The 17245-nt window shown below is 57.7% G+C and carries 21 protein-coding genes and 2 pseudogenes; 15 read left to right on the forward strand and 8 right to left on the reverse strand.

Annotation, left to right across the window (positions count from 1 at the left end; all coding sequences use genetic code 11):
- The 6 genes and pseudogenes from ACM6IO_RS05195 to ACM6IO_RS05220 all read right to left on the reverse strand — a co-directional run.
- Nucleotides 1–120, reverse strand: a pseudogene (locus ACM6IO_RS05195) (phage tail protein); the annotation flags it as partial.
- A complete protein-coding gene (locus ACM6IO_RS05200) occupies nucleotides 117–599 on the reverse strand; it encodes a hypothetical protein (protein WP_414911066.1) in 483 nt (160 codons plus the stop codon). The pseudogene ACM6IO_RS05195 and the gene ACM6IO_RS05200, both read right to left, overlap by 4 nt.
- Nucleotides 596–1057: a head completion/stabilization protein gene (locus tag ACM6IO_RS05205; RefSeq protein WP_414911067.1), complete on the reverse strand. Its 462-nt coding sequence runs from the start codon at nucleotides 1055–1057 to the stop codon at nucleotides 596–598. Before ACM6IO_RS05205 ends, ACM6IO_RS05200 begins: the two co-directional genes overlap by 4 nt.
- Nucleotides 1058–1157: 100 nt before the next feature.
- On the reverse strand, nucleotides 1158–1871 hold the full coding sequence (gene gpM, locus ACM6IO_RS05210) for a phage terminase small subunit (protein ID WP_414911068.1): 714 nt from the start codon (nucleotides 1869–1871) through the stop codon (nucleotides 1158–1160).
- Nucleotides 1868–2890, reverse strand: a complete 1023-nt coding sequence (locus ACM6IO_RS05215) for a phage major capsid protein, P2 family (RefSeq protein WP_414911069.1) — start codon at nucleotides 2888–2890, stop codon at nucleotides 1868–1870. Before ACM6IO_RS05215 ends, gpM begins: the two co-directional genes overlap by 4 nt.
- Before the next feature lies 1 nt (nucleotide 2891).
- Nucleotides 2892–3800 carry a GPO family capsid scaffolding protein gene (locus tag ACM6IO_RS05220; RefSeq protein ID WP_414911070.1) on the reverse strand — a complete coding sequence of 303 codons (909 nt, stop codon included), beginning with the start codon at nucleotides 3798–3800 and terminating at the stop codon, nucleotides 2892–2894.
- A 163-nt stretch (nucleotides 3801–3963) separates the two neighbouring features.
- On the opposite strand from ACM6IO_RS05220, the pseudogene ACM6IO_RS05225 reads away from it, so the two are divergent.
- The 3 genes and pseudogenes from ACM6IO_RS05225 to ACM6IO_RS05235 all read left to right on the forward strand — a co-directional run.
- Nucleotides 3964–5767, forward strand: a pseudogene (locus tag ACM6IO_RS05225) (terminase large subunit domain-containing protein); the annotation flags it as partial.
- A gap of 115 nt (nucleotides 5768–5882) precedes the next feature.
- Nucleotides 5883–6818, forward strand: coding sequence for a phage portal protein (locus tag ACM6IO_RS05230; RefSeq protein ID WP_414911071.1), 936 nt, complete (start codon nucleotides 5883–5885; stop codon nucleotides 6816–6818).
- A gap of 65 nt (nucleotides 6819–6883) precedes the next feature.
- Nucleotides 6884–7141: an ogr/Delta-like zinc finger family protein gene (locus ACM6IO_RS05235; protein WP_414911072.1), complete on the forward strand. Its 258-nt coding sequence runs from the start codon at nucleotides 6884–6886 to the stop codon at nucleotides 7139–7141.
- A gap of 52 nt (nucleotides 7142–7193) precedes the next feature.
- Here ACM6IO_RS05235 and ACM6IO_RS05240 read toward each other — a convergent pair whose 3' ends face one another.
- Nucleotides 7194–7379 (reverse strand): hypothetical protein, encoded by a 186-nt coding sequence (locus ACM6IO_RS05240; RefSeq protein WP_414911073.1) that lies wholly within the window; start codon nucleotides 7377–7379, stop codon nucleotides 7194–7196.
- 103 nt (nucleotides 7380–7482) lie between these two features.
- Nucleotides 7483–7851, reverse strand: a complete 369-nt coding sequence (locus ACM6IO_RS05245; RefSeq protein ID WP_414911074.1) for a helix-turn-helix domain-containing protein — start codon at nucleotides 7849–7851, stop codon at nucleotides 7483–7485.
- Between the two features lie 87 nt (nucleotides 7852–7938).
- Here ACM6IO_RS05245 and ACM6IO_RS05250 point away from each other — a divergent pair, with 87 nt between their 5' ends.
- The 12 genes from ACM6IO_RS05250 to ACM6IO_RS05305 all read left to right on the forward strand — a co-directional run bounded on the left by ACM6IO_RS05250 (nucleotide 7939) and on the right by ACM6IO_RS05305 (nucleotide 16728).
- Nucleotides 7939–8139, forward strand: coding sequence for a DNA-binding protein (locus ACM6IO_RS05250; protein WP_052966984.1), 201 nt, complete (start codon nucleotides 7939–7941; stop codon nucleotides 8137–8139).
- Between the two features lie 29 nt (nucleotides 8140–8168).
- Complete coding sequence (locus ACM6IO_RS05255) at nucleotides 8169–8648, forward strand: YmfL family putative regulatory protein (RefSeq protein WP_414911075.1); 480 nt, start codon at nucleotides 8169–8171, stop codon at nucleotides 8646–8648.
- The gene (locus ACM6IO_RS05260; RefSeq protein ID WP_414911076.1) at nucleotides 8645–9010 is read left to right on the forward strand and encodes a hypothetical protein; all 366 of its coding nucleotides are present in this window, start codon (nucleotides 8645–8647) and stop codon (nucleotides 9008–9010) included. The genes ACM6IO_RS05255 and ACM6IO_RS05260 overlap by 4 nt, the downstream gene beginning before the upstream one ends.
- 73 nt (nucleotides 9011–9083) lie before the next feature.
- On the forward strand, nucleotides 9084–9335 hold the full coding sequence (locus ACM6IO_RS05265) for a hypothetical protein (RefSeq protein ID WP_414911077.1): 252 nt from the start codon (nucleotides 9084–9086) through the stop codon (nucleotides 9333–9335).
- Nucleotides 9335–12037, forward strand: coding sequence for a toprim domain-containing protein (locus ACM6IO_RS05270; RefSeq protein ID WP_414911126.1), 2703 nt, complete (start codon nucleotides 9335–9337; stop codon nucleotides 12035–12037). The genes ACM6IO_RS05265 and ACM6IO_RS05270 overlap by 1 nt, the downstream gene beginning before the upstream one ends.
- A 5-nt stretch (nucleotides 12038–12042) precedes the next feature.
- A complete protein-coding gene (locus tag ACM6IO_RS05275) occupies nucleotides 12043–12333 on the forward strand; it encodes a hypothetical protein (RefSeq protein WP_414911078.1) in 291 nt (96 codons plus the stop codon).
- 98 nt (nucleotides 12334–12431) lie between these two features.
- On the forward strand, nucleotides 12432–12695 hold the full coding sequence (locus ACM6IO_RS05280) for a hypothetical protein (protein WP_414911079.1): 264 nt from the start codon (nucleotides 12432–12434) through the stop codon (nucleotides 12693–12695).
- Complete coding sequence (locus ACM6IO_RS05285; protein ID WP_414911080.1) at nucleotides 12692–13387, forward strand: HNH endonuclease signature motif containing protein; 696 nt, start codon at nucleotides 12692–12694, stop codon at nucleotides 13385–13387. The genes ACM6IO_RS05280 and ACM6IO_RS05285 overlap by 4 nt, the downstream gene beginning before the upstream one ends.
- Entirely contained in the window at nucleotides 13380–13622 is a 243-nt protein-coding gene (locus tag ACM6IO_RS05290; protein WP_414911081.1) for a hypothetical protein, read from the forward strand. The genes ACM6IO_RS05285 and ACM6IO_RS05290 overlap by 8 nt, the downstream gene beginning before the upstream one ends.
- Nucleotides 13623–13729: 107 nt before the next feature.
- Nucleotides 13730–13933, forward strand: a complete 204-nt coding sequence (locus ACM6IO_RS05295; protein WP_367242386.1) for a hypothetical protein — start codon at nucleotides 13730–13732, stop codon at nucleotides 13931–13933.
- Nucleotides 13930–15078 (forward strand): site-specific integrase, encoded by a 1149-nt coding sequence (gene xerC, locus ACM6IO_RS05300; RefSeq protein WP_414911082.1) that lies wholly within the window; start codon nucleotides 13930–13932, stop codon nucleotides 15076–15078. Before ACM6IO_RS05295 ends, xerC begins: the two co-directional genes overlap by 4 nt.
- Nucleotides 15079–15399: 321 nt before the next feature.
- Nucleotides 15400–16728 (forward strand): tyrosine-type recombinase/integrase, encoded by a 1329-nt coding sequence (locus ACM6IO_RS05305; RefSeq protein ID WP_414911083.1) that lies wholly within the window; start codon nucleotides 15400–15402, stop codon nucleotides 16726–16728.
- The last annotated feature ends 517 nt before the right edge of the window (nucleotides 16729–17245 follow it).

The following is a 17245-nucleotide window of genomic DNA, read 5'->3' on the forward strand; positions in this document are numbered from 1 at the left end:
ACCGACGTCGGGCTTCCAGATCAGTTCCAGGTTCACCTGGTCGGTCCAGCTGTCGAGCTGTTCAGGCTCGACCAGGCGGCGCTCGATCAGGTAGGTGGTCAGGGCGCGGAGTTTGATCACGACAAAAACTCCCCCAACATGCTCATGCGAAAGGAATCAGGCGCCATGGTCGCCCGGTGTGCACTGACAAAATCTCGATAGTCGATCTGCCACAGATGTCGCTCCACGCGATTGCCGTTGGCCTCTACCAACTGCATCAGCACGTCGTCAGGCGCGTAGTTATCGAGATCACGCAGGCGTGCCACGGTGGTGGCGTAGTAACCACCTGAGCGCACAACGGTGGACTTAAGCCAGTCGAATTCGTCGTACACCCAGATCGCGCTTTCCTGATCGACCGTCTCCGGCACCGGTTGACCATCAGCCACAACGTTAACGTTGGGCATGTCTAGGCAAAGCCTTGGGGCCAGTTGTGGAAGGCAGACATAAATGACCGATTGCCCACTCGCAGCAAGGTCGTTGGCGAGCTTGCAGAGCCGGGTGGTTTTGCCAGTCATCCGTGGCGAGATTTCCAGGTACGCGATTTTCACTGGCTGGCTCATAACAGCGCCGCCGTAATACGGCCACGGCCTTGCAGCGAACGCACAGCGGCCTGGCTGAAGGCGAGAAAGGTTTCCGATCGTTCCGGGGCTTCTTTCCCAGTGTTCTCGGCGCTTTCGCGGCGGGTCACGCTCGCGAACTGGGGCAGCAGACTCGCCTTGGCGCGGCAATACACAGCGCGCTTATACGTCGCTGCTTGAAATGTGCGCTCCGGCAGCACCATTGGGTCAGCAGATTCCACGCTGGACACGCCTACGGACTGCCATCTGGCTTTGAGTTCGGCCAGGTCCGCATTGACCTCGACCACAGCTGTGATCAAACCATCGACCAGCGTCTCGACCAGGTATTCCCCTGGAAGGCGATAGGCCTTCTGGAACTCAGCCAGGGAAAGGTCGGGCCAGAAGCCGTCGTTCTCGATCTGCTGTTCCACAAACTTGGTGGGGTTACCTGAAAAGCCCATTGCTGGTCGCTCGAATAGGGCGGGAAAACTGGTGGTGGTGAATCGACGGCCATAAATGGCTGACTCACTTCCACAGTTTCCCGCTGGGGGGGGTAGTCGGTTATTCGGTGCCGTTGCCGGCCTGTTCTTTTGCCAGCGCCTTGCGGGCCCCATCCAATCGCGTGCCCACGCCAATGCCTTCGTACAGCGCCTCGGCACGTTCGAAGTGGGTGATGGCTTTGGCAAAGTCGCGCTGATCCAGGGCCAGAATCCCGATCTGCTTGTGGTAACGGGCCGGAATGCGCTCAAAGAGCTTCCATTCACCGTCCACCAAAGGCAGCAAGTCGGACAGGTACGGTTCCGGGCTACGCTTGGCCTTGTACTCAGACTCGGCCCAGTCGATCACCTCATCCGCCACGAAGGTCTGCACGTTTCGCTTGAAGCGCTCCGGCAGTTCCTGCCCCTGGGACATAGCGAAGTTGGCCAGCTCCAGACCGGCGCCGAACTGGGTGGTGTCGAACAGCCAGACCAGGACCTGCATCATTACCGGGTTCGGAAAACTCAATTCGGAATCACGGTAACGCTGTACATAGGCCAGGTACTTGGGCAGCAGCTCGTCCCGCTTGAGCTGACGACGCAGTTCGTGGTTGTCGATGGAACTGACACGTTCCAGATCGATGTTCAGCGCGTCGACCATCAGCTGCAGGTGCTTCTTGGCGTTGGCTGGGCTGTTGAGTGCGGTGGCAGCCGAATAGACGACCACCTCGGCACTGACTCCGACAGCCGTTGGCCCTTGGGCCATTAAGCGGCGCTTGTGCTCCAGTGCCAGGCTCACGCAGTCACCAGCTCGACGTTTTCAGTCATCGCGAACTTCTCGAGCTGCTCGATCACGTAGCCTTCATTACGGCTGTTGTAATCCTCGACGCGGGAGCGCTTCGGATTGTCGATGGTCTGTTTGCGCCAGCTCGTGTCCTGGAAATAGATCGACAGGTTGTCAAAGCTGGTGACCACCACGGTGTCGACTGGGAAGAATGGGAAGCTGAAGCTCGGCAGACCGCCATACGTCGCAATGACCTGAGCCTCTTCAATGCGTTCTTTCTCGGTCGGCACGTCGCCTTGCTTGGCGTACAACTTCGCCTTATCGGCTGCCAACAGGTCAGAACCGATAATCGCGATCAGGTCACCACCATCACGCAAACGCTCGTCAACCATTTGCTTGGTGTCGTGTACCAGGGCGTCGAGGTTTGCGTAATCGCCGCCTTCACCGAGGGTCACCTTGCCGGCCTCCAAGCCTTGGGTCAGAACCTGCTCGGGGATCTTGTCTCGAGCGATCTGCAACCAGCCCTTGTTCACGTCCTGGAGCATCGGGAAGGCGACGATATCGGTCTGCGGGGCAGCATGCGTGCCGTGGAAGCCGACCATGATGCGATCCAACGCAATTTGTTTTTGCACGGCCGCAGAATATTTCTGATGGAACTCCGGGAACTTGGCCCAGGCGTCAATTTTCGCGTAAGACAGGCTGACATCAGACTCTGTTGACGACAGCTCATAAGTGCTGTCATTCAGCGCCGACACATCCCTGGCTTCGCGATCCTTCGTGCCGGTATTGGTACGGCCAGTCACCGGGCCAGATACGCCCAGGAATACCTTCTGACCTTTGATCTCGGACACGCCAATGACGTTGATGCGCTGCAGGAAGTCCGACTTGGCAGTGATCGCGTCGTTCAGCTCCTGAGCAATCGTGGGCTCAACGCTGAACATCTTTCGGGACAACGCGACACCGTAGGTTTCGGCGATGTCGAGTTGCAGTTGCGCATACATCTTTGCGCCATGAGCGCTAAGGGACTGAGCCATGTCAGAGCACCCGCTTTTTGGTTTCGGTGGAAGAGCCGGTAGTGCGCGGAACAACACGACCAGTAGTGGTGCTGAACGCTTTCTCAAGCAGTGCTTCGAGGCGGTCCAGACGTTTGTTCTCGTTGCCTTTGCGAGCGAATTCACGATCCGCTTCGGCTTCGGCAACGATGGCGTCAACAGCGGTCGCGACATCATCGACTTCAGTCACAACCGGCTCGACGACGTCGACGGTGGCGGGTTCGATCACAGCGGCGATACCGGCGACGACGAGCGCCAACTGCTCGTTCAAGGCCTTCAAAGCCTTGGCTGTAGCTTCATCCATTGGAGGGGGATTCTCAGTGGGGGTGGTGGGGGTCGTTTCGGTGGAAGGCTCTACAGCAAAGCGGCTGAACAACCGGGTCAGTAGGCTGGTCAGCTTGCCGATCTCGCCCGCTGGCTCGTCCTCCGTCAGCTGCCCCAAGGGCACAGCCGCCGCGAAATGCACCGGCTGGCCAGTCTTGCGGGAAAAGTAGAGTTCTTGAGTGCCAAGGCTTGCCGGCGAATCGGTCACGGCCAAGCCGGTCAAATACGCCTTGCCGGTGTTGGCAAAGTCCGGGGTGATCTCGATGCTGCTGAACAGTTTTTCGCCCTGGTCGTTGAGCCACAGCAGTTTGTCGTTTGGCTTCAACTGGGCTTCCAGCGCTACTTGGCCAGGCTGCAAATCGGCGGCGTCCTCAACCAAGCGCACGGCAAATACAGTGCCGTGAGCACCTGGCCAGCGTTCGTGCTCGCACCAGATCGTCGCCGTATAGATCGCGGTGCTGTAGGTCTCAGCGATATCGCGCAGTTCCTGGGGAAGGATTACGCGACCATCAACGGTCGGGCCGCTGGTGGCGACACGTTTCCAGAACGAAACAAGGGAACGGGGCATGGGCGTTAACTGCGCTCAATCGGTGATTTGAGCCGCCACGATAGGGAGCCCATCCGCCCTAAACAAACGGTTCAATTGCGCGTTTCTCCTATTTTCGCGATATAGGAGAAACGCGGAATTTAACCCCGCGTTATCGCTGTTTTCGCCGCATAGACTGCGGCCCATGTACTACTCGACCGAAGTTAAAGAAGCCGCCAAACGCCTGTTTCTGCGCCGCTGTAAGGCCAAGGAAATTCAGGCGCAACTCAACCTGCCCAACATTCGGATCGTCTATTACTGGATCCGCCAGGGCTGTTGGGAGGACATGCTGACGGATGAAGAACCGCTGATCGCCGTGAGTCGGCGTATCACCCTGCTGCTGGAAAAGCAGGTCACCCTTACCAAAGGTGAACTGGACGAACTGGACCGGCTGACCACCATCCGCGAACGCCTGGCCAAGCAATGCGCCAAGCCCGCGCCGATGCCGGCAAATGATCCACAGGAGGACGGTGGCCACCGTCGTGACGAGCAGCGCAGCGAGCGACGGGACCGAGGTGATCGCGGCGACAAGGGCGGGAAGAAGCGCGAGAAAAAGGTTAAAAACGACGTCAGCGGCCTGACCGAAGTGGACTTTCTCGACAAGTTCATCAGCAAGATGTACGGCTACCAGAAGGAGCTGTACGCCGCCAAAATCAACCCGCTGACGAGTCGGATCCGGAACATCCTCAAGAGTCGCCAGGTGGGTCTGACCTACTACTTCGCCGGCGAAGCATTCATGGACGCCGTGCTGACCGGTGACAACCAGATCTTCCTGTCGGCCAGCCGCGCCCAGTCCGAGATTTTCCGTAGCTACATCATCTCGTTTGCTCAGGCATGGTTTGGCCTGGAGCTGACCGGCAACCCGATCGTGCTCAGCAAAGACGGCAAGCCGTGGGCCGAGTTGCGCTTTCTCAGCACCAACAGCAGCACCGCCCAGGGCCACCATGGCCACGTTTACGTTGACGAATATTTCTGGATCCGCGACTTCGAAAAATTGAACACCGTGGCCAGCGCCATGGCGACCCATAAGAAGTGGCGCAAAACCTACTTCTCGACGCCCAGCGCGGTGTCGCACCAGGCCTATCCGTTCTGGACCGGCGAAAAATTCCGCAACAGCAAACGCAAGGCAGCCAAAGAGCCGTGGCCCAGTGACAAACAAACGTCTGCCGGTTCGCTCTCTCCTGACGGCCAATGGCGCAAGGTCATTACCATCCAGGATGCGATCGCCGGCGGCTGTGATCTATTCGACCTCGAGCAGCTGCAGCTGGAGTACGACGACGACCGTTTTGAACAGCTGTTCATGTGCAAATTCATCGACAGCACCCAGAGCGTGTTTGCCCTGAGCGACCTCGAACGCTGCTACTCCGACCTGTCGTTGTGGACCGACTACGACCCTGACGATCCGCGCCCTTTCGGCAACAGCCCGGTCTGGATCGGTTACGACCCTAGCCGCACCAGAGACGATTCGACCTGCGTGGTCATCGCGCCGCCACTCGAGCCTGGAGGTAAGTTTCGGATCCTCGAAAAGCACAGCTGGCGGGGGCAGTCCTTCAAGTACCAGGCCGAGCAGATCAAGCGGCTCACGGAGCGTTTCAACGTCCAGCACATCGGCATCGACACCACCGGCATTGGACACGGTGTATTCGACCTGGTGCGCGACTTCTACCCGCGTGCGACCTCGATCCATTACAGCCTGGAAACCAAAAACATCCTGGTGCTCAAGGCGCAGGACACCATAGTGGGCAGCCGGATCGAGTGGGATGCCGGCTGGAATGACATCGCCCAGGCCTTCCTGACAATCAAGCGCGGCACCACCGGCAGCGGCCAGATCACCTACAGCGCATCGCGCACCGACGCCACCGGTCACGCCGACGTGGCCTGGGCAATCATGCACGCCCTGGCAAACGAACCCCTCAACACCGACAAAAAACAACGTAGCCGCTACGTGTTCAGCAACTAAAGGCCCCCATGACGAAGCGAACAGTCAAAGACCAACCGACTCAACCCCAACAACCGACGCGGGCATTCGCGTTCGGGGATCCCGAACAGGTTCTGGTCGGCAGCATGGGCAACTACCTGGGCGTATTCGCGTCGGAGGATGGCCGCCTGTACAAGCCACCGGTGTCGCGTCAGGGGCTGGCCAAGCTGCTGCGGGCCAATGCGCACCATGGTGCAATTCCAAAATTCAAACGCAACCTGCTGCTGCGCGAGTTCATTCCTTCCCCGGGCTGCAGCGTGGCCACCATGGGCCGCGCTGGACTGGATTTTGTGGTGTTTGGCGAGGCGTACCTGTATCGCAAACCCAACATGCTAGGCCAGATCCTGGAGCTGGAGCACCTGCCCGCGATCAACATGCGGGTCAAGGTCGACGGCGGGTATGTGATGTTGTTGCCGGACGGCAAAGAGATGGAGTTTGACCGGGACGAAATCGAGCACGTCATGGATTACGACGTCGAGCAGGACATCTATGGCGTTCCCGACTACCTCGGCGGCATGCAGGCGCTATTGCTCAACGAAGCCGCCACCCTCTTCCGCCGGCGCTACTACGCCAACGGTGCCCATGCTGGCTACGTCTTCTACACCAACGATCCAAACCTGACGGAAAAGGACGAAGAGAACCTGCGCGAGCAGATCTCCGGTAGCAAAGGCGTGGGTAACTTCCGCTCGCTGTTTCTGAACATCCCAGGCGGCGCCGAAAAGGCGGTGCAGATCATCCCGGTCGGGGATTTCCAGGCGAAAGACGAACTGGAGAAGGTCAAGAACATCACCCGCAACGACGTGATCGCCGCTTGGCGCATGAACCCCGCGCTGGCCGGCATCATCCCGGAAAACAGCGCCGGCTTTGGCGATATCGAGAAGATCGATCGGGTCTACACAAGCAACGAGATCCGGCCGATCTGTCAACTGTTCAACCAGGTCAACGACTCGCTGCGACAAGACAGGAGAATTAGCTGGAAGGAACAGAAAGAACCAGTTGATTCCACCACATCCAGTACATAGCGAAGAGATTGCCACTACATATTGTGGCAATATAGTGGCGATTGGCTGCCCTGGGGAGGGACACAATGCGAGTTGAATGCAAATGCGGACACAGAGGACGAATCGCTTCAAGAGAGAAGTTTTCCGTGGATTTCGTGAAGCTTTACTGCCAGTGCCTGGATGCAAAGTGCGGGCACACATGGGTTGCAGAGTTAACGTTTTCTCACACGCTTAGCCCGTCGGCTCAATCGTTCGAAAGGATGCTGCTCGACCGGTTGAAGGAGATGCCCAGGACAAAACAGCGGGAGCTGTTTGAGCAACTGGGATCACAGGCGGTGGCGTAACGCGCAAACCGCCGACTCAGTATGGTCGGCGATCGGTTACATCAGTGAGCGATCAAGCAACTGCCGGTTCCTCTGGAATCGTCGCCAGTGCCTCGGTAAGTCGCCGTAGTTGTTTTCGGTCCTCTTCGGTCAACTGACGGTAAAGCCCGACCAGACGACGTTCGATTTTTGAAAGGGTGTGCCACTCAAACTCAACTGTTTGGACATGACCGTTATCAATTTTCCCGCGATCCAACATGCTCACTACTCCATATAAGTGCATTGCTGAATCGACGTTATCGGGACGGGAAACGGCTTTAAAACCGAGGGGGTGACGAATGTGCTACATACTTTGTTACAAGTTAATTCGAGTTTTTCGCTACGTCATCAGCGATCGCCTGCAAGAAGCGACGCACAGATTTTTGGTCATCGGGCGGCATACTGCGATAGCGCTTAACCATCACCTCCTCATCCTCGCTCAACCCTCCAACTGGAGCTGGTGTTCGGACGCCGGTGACGACGTAGAGGATGTCGAGACCCACGGCATTCAATGCTTTCAAATAGCCAGTGTCTGGGCGGCGCTCGTCTCGTTCGTAGCTCCCTTGAGTATTCCGGGTTACGCCCCCGATCTGAGCCATTTCCTCTTGTTTAAGCCCCAATCGAACCCTTTCTTCACGCAAGCACTCGCCCGCACTCAACTCCGAGATCTCACTCGATGACAACTTTTTCAAACTTTAGCCCCTTTACAGGACAAATAAACTGGTCATAATCAGCGCCGTACGAACACGAACCCACACAAACGCACACGAGCGAACACTATGCCCGCCACCCTTACACCCGAGCAAGCCCGTGAGGCCCTGGATCACAAAGGAATGAGCATTGCGGAGTTTTGTCGGATCCACTCACTGAATAAGAATTTGGTCAGCGACCTTTTGAACGGTCGTAAAAAAGGTCGCCGGGGGGAGGCACATCGCGCCGCCGTATTACTCGGCATCAAAGACGGCGTGATCGAACAGTAATGGCACCGGGCCACAGGGAAAAGCAGAACATGAAAAGCTCAGTTCTAAAGACTCGGCGTCAGGTAGTCAGCGCAATCATCTGCGCCTACCCAGGCGGACGCGAATGCGCAGCAGCTCGCATCGGTCTGTCACTCAAGAAGTTCGATAACCACGCCTATGAGAACAACAGCAGCCGTCCACTGACAGACGATCAGATCTATCAGCTCGAGCTCGGGGCCGGTACGACCTTTTTACCCGAATACATTGCGGCCATGTTTGGCGGCATGTTTGTTCCCGTAGCTGAGCCTGACTCGCTGGACAACGTCGAAATGTACGCTCGGTGCGTCCAAGCCGCCGCGAAGAAGGGAACCGTCGACCACCTCATTGCCGAAGCACTGAAAGACGGGACCATCAACGAAGCCGAGGCTGAAGCAATCCTTCATGCCGACACGCTACATCTGGCAGCCAGGCATGCCGAGGTTCTGGCCGTCATCCAACTGCATGCGTCGAAAGCGGGGAAATCGAAATGACTCAGTTGCCTGCAGTACAGGAATATCAGGACGTGCTCAAAGCAGCAGCGCTTGTGTTTTTGGAGCGTCACCACTGCGAACACCTGGGCGACGATCAACAGTTGTTCGACCGCGCCGTGCAGCACTTGGTCAGCGATTATGACGTGCTCACACAGACTGCTGAAAAACTGGTGCATTTGGCCTGCAGTGACATGACCGCCGTTTGCGATCGGCAGCGCCTGGACATCGTCAGCAGCACGTCGACTCACACCGTCATCATCGACCCGGCCACCGGCAACGCGTGGGCCGTCCCAGTCAGCTTGATCTACGAACGCATTCTCAACGCACCGGACAACGGTCGTTTCCGCGTAGCCGCGCCGTAACTCCCAACCAATAAATCCGCCTGTCCCACTGCCGTGGGTTTGGGTGAGCTGCGCCCGAAATTGAGGTTTGACGATGGAAAACGCCATGAACATCAACGCAAAACTGACGCCCGATCAGGCTCAAGCGCTCCTGGCCAACCTGCGCGAACAATACCGTCTCAGCCTCAATGACCTCTGGTACGCAGACCAGTACCGCATGATTCCCGATGGCCTGCGCCACGGATCGATCCTTGCCAACAGTCCTGTGATGGCCGCTCAGAAACACCTGATCGGCGCCCTCACCCAAAGCCTCGGCCTCAGCCTTAAAGCAGCGAAAAAATCATGATGAACGAAGACATCCGAACTCAAGTACTTCAGCGGCTGGAAGACGACTTCGGCCTGAAGTTACGTGTAGGCACGAACTACATGCGAGGCGGCGTTTGCCCTGCCTGCAACAAGAAAGAACTGTATGCCCGTCACGACAAGCCCTGGCAGATCCGCTGTGGTCGCCCTGAGCGCTGCGGTCATATCGAGCACGTCAAAGAAATCTATGAGGACCTGTTCGAGGATTGGAGCAAGCGAGCGCCGGCAACGGACAACGACCCGACCGTAACAGCCCGTGCGTACTTGGAATTTGCCCGGGGCTTGAACACCGGAAATATGACCGGTTGGTTCACCCAAGAGAACTACGTAAACCACGAAACGAGCGAGTCCAGCGCCACGATTCGATTCACCCTGCCGAACGGTGGCTATTGGGAACGCCTGATCGATCGCCCTTCTCGCTTCGGCAAGATGAAGGCCCGTTTCAAGCCCAAATACAGCGCCCAGGGCGAATGGTGGTGCCCACCGAGTGTAGACCTGGCCACCGTCAAAGAACTGTGGATCGTCGAGGGCATCTTTGACGCAATTGCCCTGGTGCAAAACTCCGTCGATGCGGTGTCAGCCATGTCGAGTGTGAACTTCCCGATCGAAGCGTTGAAGCAGCTGCTCGAGCAGCGTCCGGGAAATCTGCCCACTCTGGTCTGGGGCCTGGACAACGAACCAACTGCACGCGGCTATCTGTTGCGCTGGGTGAAACAGGCACGAGAGATGGGCTTCACGTGTAAGGCTGCGCTCATTCCGCAGCGGGATAAGAAAGTCGACTGGAACGACCTGCACCAGCGCTGGCAGTTCGAAGAAGAAGGAAAGGCCCGCACCGACAAGCGTAAGCGTGATTTGGATGCTGCGCGCCATGAGGGCGAATTGCTGCTGGCTCCCTCTCCGAAAGAGAAGGCGTTGCTGATCTACACCTGGGAGGAAGGTTTCCCAGAATTCGCCTTCAACTTCGGCAACCAGACTTACTGGGCAAAGTTCGATCTGTCGAAGCTTGAGGAGGAACAGAAATCACTGGCCACCAGCGAGGACCATGAAGACCAGCAGCTCAACGACAAAGCAGCCCGTCGCAAGGCGCTGCAGAACGTTTGCAGCCTTAAGTTGCTCGCCAACTGCCGGTTTGAAGCGCTTTACAAACAGGTGAACGACGTTACCAACGAAGCATGGTTCTACATTCACGTTACCGGCGTCGATCAGGATGATGGTGAAAACTGGACATTCACGCCCAAACAACTTTCGTCGAGCAGTGAATTCAAGACACGACTCATGTTCTCTGGTGGGACATGGATGGGCACTCAGAAACACCTTGATCAGATCGTCATCCGGCAGACCCAAGGCCTGAAAACCGTCGAAACCATCGACTTTCTGGGCTACAGCCGCGATCACAAGGCGTACATCTTCAACGATGTCGCCATTCAAGGCGGTTCAATCTACAAAGCCAACGACGAGGAGTATTTCGAATTCGGCAAACAGCGCGTCAAGTGCCTCATGAAGTCGGTGAAGCTCAAGATGGCATTGGACAGCAAGGGCTATCGCGAAGACTGGCTGCCGAACCTTTGGACCGTCTTCGGCGAGAACGGCATTCTGGCCCTCACCTACTGGTTTGGCTCGCTGTTCGCGGAGCAAATCAGGGCAGAGCATGAAAGCTTCCCGTTCCTGGAAATGTCGGGCGAGCCCGATTCGGGCAAAACTACGCTGATCAAATTCATCTGGAAGCTGTTCGGCCGGAGCTATGAGGGCTTCGACCCGGCCAAAAGCTCGTTCTCGGGCTTGAGCCGGGCGATGGGCCAGGTCGCCAACCTGCCATTGGTGCTCCTCGAGGCGGACCGAAACACCAACGAGGACAATACCAAGGCCTTCGAGTGGGACCAGTTCAAGGACTTCTATGGCGGCGGCACCCTGCGTACCCGGGGCGTTAAGTCCAACAGCAACGACACCTACGAGCCACCGTTTCGCGCTTCCATCGTGATCGCTCAGAACGCCATCGTTACCGGCCACGAAGCAATCATCAGCCGAATCGTCCGGTTACCGTTTCTCAAGCCGGTGATCACCGATGAGAGCCGCAAAGCCGCTGATGCAATCGTCCAGACCGAACTGGAACACGTCAGTCACTTCATGGTGAAGGCAATGCGCGCCGAACCTCTGGTGCTCAAGCGCTTCGCCGAACTCTATCCCAAGTACCGCGCCGAGCTTTGGGCAAGCCGTAACCTGGCCTCCGACCGTGTCATCAAGAACCACAGCATGATGCTGGCCCTGCTGGACTGCCTGCAGCTTGTCATCGCCATCCCAGACCACATGGTCCAGGCCTGCCGCAAATACCTCCTGAAAGCGGCCAACGAGCGCCAGGCCGCGATCAGCACCGATCCGAAGGAAGTGAACGAGTTCTGGCAGGTGTTTGATTACCTGGAATCGCTGCCTTCTGCTCCGATGGTCAACCACAGCAAAAAGGCAGGCGTGATTGCCATCAACCTCAACCAGTTCGCCGAGGTCGCCCTGGAACACCGCCAGCGCATTCCGGACCTGGCCGTGCTGCGACGCCTGCTCAAAGACTGCCGTGCTCACCAATGCCTGGACACTCAGAAACGAGTGGAAAGCGTGATCCGCTCGCGGCAGCAGGACATGGCACCAACCACCCACATCCCTTCCACCATGCGGTGCTTCATTTTCCGGGAGTAACCGCCATGCAGATTCAAGTGATCAACAGTTCCTGGACGGTCGATTCACCGGACTTGATTGGGTTCGTGATAGCGGGACTGAGGCAGACGCCCGATGGCCTTCCGATCATCTACGCCGAGGCCTATGCCGTCGACGGCCTACTGGGGATTCTGGAAGTGCGCGCCGCTCGCGGTGAGTGCGAAATTCTCGTCATGGACTGTTCACGGGACCAAGTGCAAGCAGTCCTGGAGTGGAATTCATGTGATGACGAGGGGGAGTTTGAAGATTTGGTAATTCACCTGGTGCGTAAGGCATGAGCCGATCCACCAGTTATTGATGCCGGCACGTGCCGGTCAATGAACGGTGTCGAGGAGTTCGCACCTCCCCGACACCAACCACCACTGAGGGCAACACCATGCAAGCACAGCACCAAAGCAGCAGCGCCCCGAAGGCTATCACATCACCGGCCGACGACGGGCAGCAGGCTCGTCATTTGATGGCTATCCGCATCGTCGGTACCGCACTTTTTGACTACCAGGTGCGCAAGACGCCCGACGCTCGGATCCGCCTCGAATCCCTAACCACCATGGCCCACCTGCTCGGTGACCTCACTGCAACCGAGGCTGCTGTGGTGGCCCAGCTGTTGGCCAAGCCCACTCTGTTTGGAACTTACGTATGAACCCGATTGCACAACAAGCACTAGAGCGTGCCAGAGCCAGCACTGCTGATGTGAAACAAGGCCGGTCGACCACCCGCCGGCGGTTCTGGACAACGGCCGAGGTGGCGCGCCTGGCCGCCCTGTATTCCGAAACGCCAATGACTCAGCTCCAGAAAACGTTTGGCCGTCCAAAGTCAGCGATCTATGGCAAAGCGAAAGAGCTCGGATTGAAGCGCAGCGCCGAGTTTCTGGCCAGCGAGCATTCCGGTCGTCTTCGCAGGAGTAACAACCCGGGCGTGGCCACTCGCTTTCAAAAAGGACACGGGACCTGGAACAAGGGTAAGCCATTCGCCGCCGGTGGCAGATCTGCAGAAACACAATTCGCCACAGGCCGGCTGCCGCACAACCATGTCCCGATCGGAACAGAAGTCATGGCCACAGACGGATACCTGAAAATCAAAGTTGCCGAGCCGAATGCCTGGGAATGGACACACCGACGCAATTGGGAGGCGGTCCACGGGCCAATCGCGACGGGTTTCCTGCTGGTTTTCAGAGACGGGGACCATAACAACTGCACCATCGAGAACCTTGAACTGATCACCCGGGGCGAACTCATGCGGCGAAATACCATTCACCGTTACCCGGAAGAACTCAAAAACACTATTCGCCAGCTCGGCAAACTTAAGCGCGCAATCGAGGCTGCCCATGAATAACAAAATGACGGATCTTCGGAACCACCTGTTTGCCACCTTGGAAGCTCTTCAGGACCAGGACAAGCCGATGGACATTGAGCGTGCGAAGGCGATCGCCGAAGTCGGGAAAGTTCTGGTGGACTCCGCGAAGGTGGAAGTCATGTTCATCAAGGCAATGGACGGCGACGTCAAAAGCACCGGCTTCATCGAGTCTGAAAAGGAACTGCCGAACCACCTTCGAGTGACACGCCAATGACCAGCTCGACCACGCCGGCCAGCCAGTAAGCCGTCCACCACGTTCTAACAACAATGCCCCAGTGCAAGTACTACACTGCCTGGGGCGCAATACCGCAGAGGAATACCATGTCGAGCAATGTCTTGATATTTGAAGACCTGCAGCGCATCACGGGCTACCAGCGCCGCTCCGACGTCGAGAGAACGCTGATCGACCAGGGCGTTCGCTTGTTCCGTGGCCGCACCGGGCCTTGGACAACGCTGGACCTCATCAACCAGGCTGCAGGCATGAAGCCCGCAGCAGCAGAGCGATACGACGCCGACATCCTATGAGGAAAGCCCGGAAGCGGAAGCACAATCCGCACCTCCCCACCCATATCGACCAGGCCGCTCTCCCAGCGGCCGTTTACTTTGACCAGCGAAATGAAGGGGTTTGGTACACCCTTCATCGTGACGAGACGGGTACACAGCGCCGGCGCAACATTGCGCCGGCTAGCGTGTCGCTGGCAGAGCTGCACCAGATCATGGACGAGACTGCCAATGTCGACCGAGGAACGCTGCGCTATGTTTGTACGCAGTTTCACGAAAGCGATAGGTATAAGAAGCTCAGTTCAAAAACTCATGACGATTACTGCTACTCCCGCGACGTTCTCCTGAACATTCCCACCAAGTTGGGCAAACCGCTGGGGGATCTGGCTGTTCGGAAATTCACTTCTGCCCTGGTGCAACGGATCGTTGATCGGCTCGCGGACGAAGGCACGCCATCCAAGGCTGCTCACGCTCTGCGCTACTTGCGTCGCGTACTGCAGTGGGGTCGCAATCGTGGCTTCCTGGAAGTGAACCCAGCCCTGGGCATTGAGGCTCCGGTAGAGCGCAAGCAGCGCCGCCTACCGAACCACGACGTTATGGACACCCTTATTGATCGGGCAATTGCGCGCGGACTGCTTATACGCGGCGAGAAGGGTGGCTGCCCTGAATACCTCGGCTACGTCATGGAGTTGGCCTATCTCTGCAGGCTGCGAGGTATTGAAGTCGTTACCCTGACCGACGCCAACGAGTTGGAGAGCGGAATTCTGACCAATCGCCGGAAAGGAAGCCGGGACAACATTGTTCGCTGGACGCCACGCCTGCGCAAAGCATGGGACTACGCAAAGGCCTACCGAACCAAAGTGTGGGCCAAACGCAAAACCGCGATACCGATCGCGCCATCACGCAGAAACATCATTGTAGCCAGCCATGGTGGTCCACTTCGCAAGTCGAGCCTGGATACGGCCTGGCAACGCTTCATCACCCTGGCGATCGCCGATGACATCATCACGGCGGAGCAGCGGTTCGCCCTTCACGATCTGAAACGGCGCGGCATCACTGACACCGTCGGCACGCGAGCGGATAAGCAGGAAGCCAGTGGCCACCGAGACCCGAAGATGATGGACGTCTACGATCACAGCATACCGACCGTTTCCCCCTCCGCAGATTGAGCAAAACCCACGTAACAAGCGTCCCAGAGCCCGCCGTCTATGCGGGCTCTGGCGCATCTGCACGTAACAAGGAATCTCGTAAGTCATTGATTCTTATGTTTGAAGCACCTGCCTTGTAATCAGTAGGTCCCGGGTTCGACTCCTGGTGCCGGCACCACATTAGGCTCCATTGCATTCTACTGAATGCTCTGGAAGCCCCGAAAACCCGCCATTTGGCGGGTTTTTTCGTTCCAGGACCCTCTGTCGGGATCCAACAAAATCCCCCTTCCCCGAGGGTATGTTAGGGGTACTGCGATTTTCCGGTCAGGAGCGCGTACCCCTATGCCACGTCTAGCGATCCCTCTCAGCGACCTGCAATGCCGCACGGCCAAAACCCGCGAGCGCGCCTACAAACTGTTCGACGGTGGCGGCATGTACCTTTTCGTCAAACCCAATGGCGTGAAGACCTGGCGCTTGAAGTACACCAAGCCCAACGGCAAGGAAGGTACGCTCATCATCGGCAATTACCCCATCGTTACCCTTTCCGTCGCACGACGTAAGCGAGACGAAGCCAAGGCGTTGCTGCTCGACAACCTCGACCCAATGGAAGAAAAGAAGAAGGCCAAAATCGTAGCCCTGCGGGCGGCACTGCTTTTCGAAACCGTCGCCCTGGAGTGGCACGCCGACATGTCCCGCCGCTGGACCGAAGGACACGCGAAAACCGTAATGAGCCGACTGCGCACCCACGTCTTCCCGCTGATCGGCCAACGACCCATCGCTGAACTCGATACCCACGACCTGCTAGAGATCACCCAGCGCATCAAGGAACGCGGCACCATGGATGTGGCGTTACGGGTACAGAACTACTTATCCACCATCATGCGCGGGGCCAAAAGGGCTCGGCAGATCACCATGAATCCTGCACTGGATCTGGCAGGCTCGATTCACGCGCCGCGTACAGTCCATCGCCCGGCCCTCTCCCTCAACCGCCTACCCGAACTGCTACACCGTATCGACAACTACAACGGCCGCGAGCTGACGCGCCTTGCCGTGCTGCTGACTCTGCATGTGTTCGTCCGCTCCAGCGAACTGCGCTTTGCTCGATGGAGTGAATTCGACCTCCAACGCGCCATGTGGGAAATCCCCGATACGCGCGCACCGATTGAAGGTGTACGCAACTCCACACGGGGGACCAAGATGAACGGAGACATTCAAATGGTCCCGCTCTCGCCGCAGGTCATCGAAATACTGGAGCGCCTGCGCAGCCTCAGTCGCTTTTCAGAGTTAGTGCTCCCGGGAGACCACAAGTACTGGAAGCCCATGTCCGAGAACACGGTGAACACCATGCTCCGCAACGTCGGCTATGACACCAGCAAGGACGTGTGCGGCCACGGCTTCAGGACCATGGCCTGTAGCGCCCTGCTGGAGTCCGGGTTATGGACCGACGCAGCCATCGAAAGACAAATGAGCCACAAGGAACGCAACCGCGTGCGCGCCGCGTATATCCACAAGGCCGAATTCCTCGAACAGCGCAGGTTGATCATGGCGTGGTGGAGCAACTACATCGACGCCAACCGCCATGGGCATGTGACGCCGCACGAATTCGCTCACCCGGTCGGCGACAACATTACCGCCCTGCAACATAGACGTGGCGCATCCAAACGTGAGTAAGCCAATGAGATCACCGCAGTCTGCCCTTCCACGCGGGTCCATCCAAGCGGGGCTGCAAAGCCGCCCTGCTTGGATGGACCTCATTTAAAAAATCTAAAGCCCACGCGAATTGTCTGTGGAAAACCATAGATTTCCACCGGTGGATAATTTCATCCACAGCCGCAGAATTCCCGAAAATTCGAGCCTTGACCCAAATTATCCACAGGCGTAGAAAAGATCGGGCAAAGCGCTGTCGTTGACAGCAACCGAGGTAGCCAGAACCTTTAAGGCTACGCCACACCGTGGTGGTTCTCCCAAAGTGCGATTAGCGTCCGGCGGCTCGCACGGTCACAGCGATGTGATGGATGCCTACTTCTACCCGAGTGCCCACTGCGGCAACTCATACCCTTTTATAGCTGCCCTGCAGCAATCTATTCGCTTGGCCATTTCACTGCGCCAACCTGCGCCCGTCTCTTTCTCCCGGAAAGAGACGGGCGCTCCTACCGCTGCTGCAGCCCTCCTCGTACAAGGCTTTGCG

This window comes from Pseudomonas sp. IT-P44 (genome assembly GCF_949768225.1).
Classification (GTDB): domain Bacteria; phylum Pseudomonadota; class Gammaproteobacteria; order Pseudomonadales; family Pseudomonadaceae; genus Aquipseudomonas; species Aquipseudomonas migulae.

Excerpts from the sequence above, each read along its gene's own strand:
- ACM6IO_RS05200 (WP_414911066.1), bottom strand. The coding sequence starts at position 599 with ATGAGCCAGCCAGTGAAAATCGCGTACCTGGAAATCTCGCCACGGATG.
- ACM6IO_RS05205 (WP_414911067.1), bottom strand. The coding sequence starts at position 1,057 with ATGGGCTTTTCAGGTAACCCCACCAAGTTTGTGGAACAGCAGATCGAG.
- ACM6IO_RS05215 (WP_414911069.1), bottom strand. The coding sequence starts at position 2,890 with ATGGCTCAGTCCCTTAGCGCTCATGGCGCAAAGATGTATGCGCAACTG.
- ACM6IO_RS05220 (WP_414911070.1), bottom strand. The coding sequence starts at position 3,800 with ATGCCCCGTTCCCTTGTTTCGTTCTGGAAACGTGTCGCCACCAGCGGC.
- ACM6IO_RS05230 (WP_414911071.1), top strand. The coding sequence starts at position 5,883 with ATGGGCAACTACCTGGGCGTATTCGCGTCGGAGGATGGCCGCCTGTAC.
- ACM6IO_RS05235 (WP_414911072.1), top strand. The coding sequence starts at position 6,884 with ATGCGAGTTGAATGCAAATGCGGACACAGAGGACGAATCGCTTCAAGA.
- ACM6IO_RS05240 (WP_414911073.1), bottom strand. The coding sequence starts at position 7,379 with ATGTTGGATCGCGGGAAAATTGATAACGGTCATGTCCAAACAGTTGAG.
- ACM6IO_RS05250 (WP_052966984.1), top strand. The coding sequence starts at position 7,939 with ATGCCCGCCACCCTTACACCCGAGCAAGCCCGTGAGGCCCTGGATCAC.
- ACM6IO_RS05255 (WP_414911075.1), top strand. The coding sequence starts at position 8,169 with ATGAAAAGCTCAGTTCTAAAGACTCGGCGTCAGGTAGTCAGCGCAATC.
- ACM6IO_RS05260 (WP_414911076.1), top strand. The coding sequence starts at position 8,645 with ATGACTCAGTTGCCTGCAGTACAGGAATATCAGGACGTGCTCAAAGCA.
- ACM6IO_RS05265 (WP_414911077.1), top strand. The coding sequence starts at position 9,084 with ATGGAAAACGCCATGAACATCAACGCAAAACTGACGCCCGATCAGGCT.
- ACM6IO_RS05270 (WP_414911126.1), top strand. The coding sequence starts at position 9,335 with ATGAACGAAGACATCCGAACTCAAGTACTTCAGCGGCTGGAAGACGAC.
- ACM6IO_RS05275 (WP_414911078.1), top strand. The coding sequence starts at position 12,043 with ATGCAGATTCAAGTGATCAACAGTTCCTGGACGGTCGATTCACCGGAC.
- ACM6IO_RS05280 (WP_414911079.1), top strand. The coding sequence starts at position 12,432 with ATGCAAGCACAGCACCAAAGCAGCAGCGCCCCGAAGGCTATCACATCA.
- ACM6IO_RS05285 (WP_414911080.1), top strand. The coding sequence starts at position 12,692 with ATGAACCCGATTGCACAACAAGCACTAGAGCGTGCCAGAGCCAGCACT.
- ACM6IO_RS05290 (WP_414911081.1), top strand. The coding sequence starts at position 13,380 with ATGAATAACAAAATGACGGATCTTCGGAACCACCTGTTTGCCACCTTG.
- ACM6IO_RS05295 (WP_367242386.1), top strand. The coding sequence starts at position 13,730 with ATGTCGAGCAATGTCTTGATATTTGAAGACCTGCAGCGCATCACGGGC.
- xerC (WP_414911082.1), top strand. The coding sequence starts at position 13,930 with ATGAGGAAAGCCCGGAAGCGGAAGCACAATCCGCACCTCCCCACCCAT.
- ACM6IO_RS05305 (WP_414911083.1), top strand. The coding sequence starts at position 15,400 with ATGCCACGTCTAGCGATCCCTCTCAGCGACCTGCAATGCCGCACGGCC.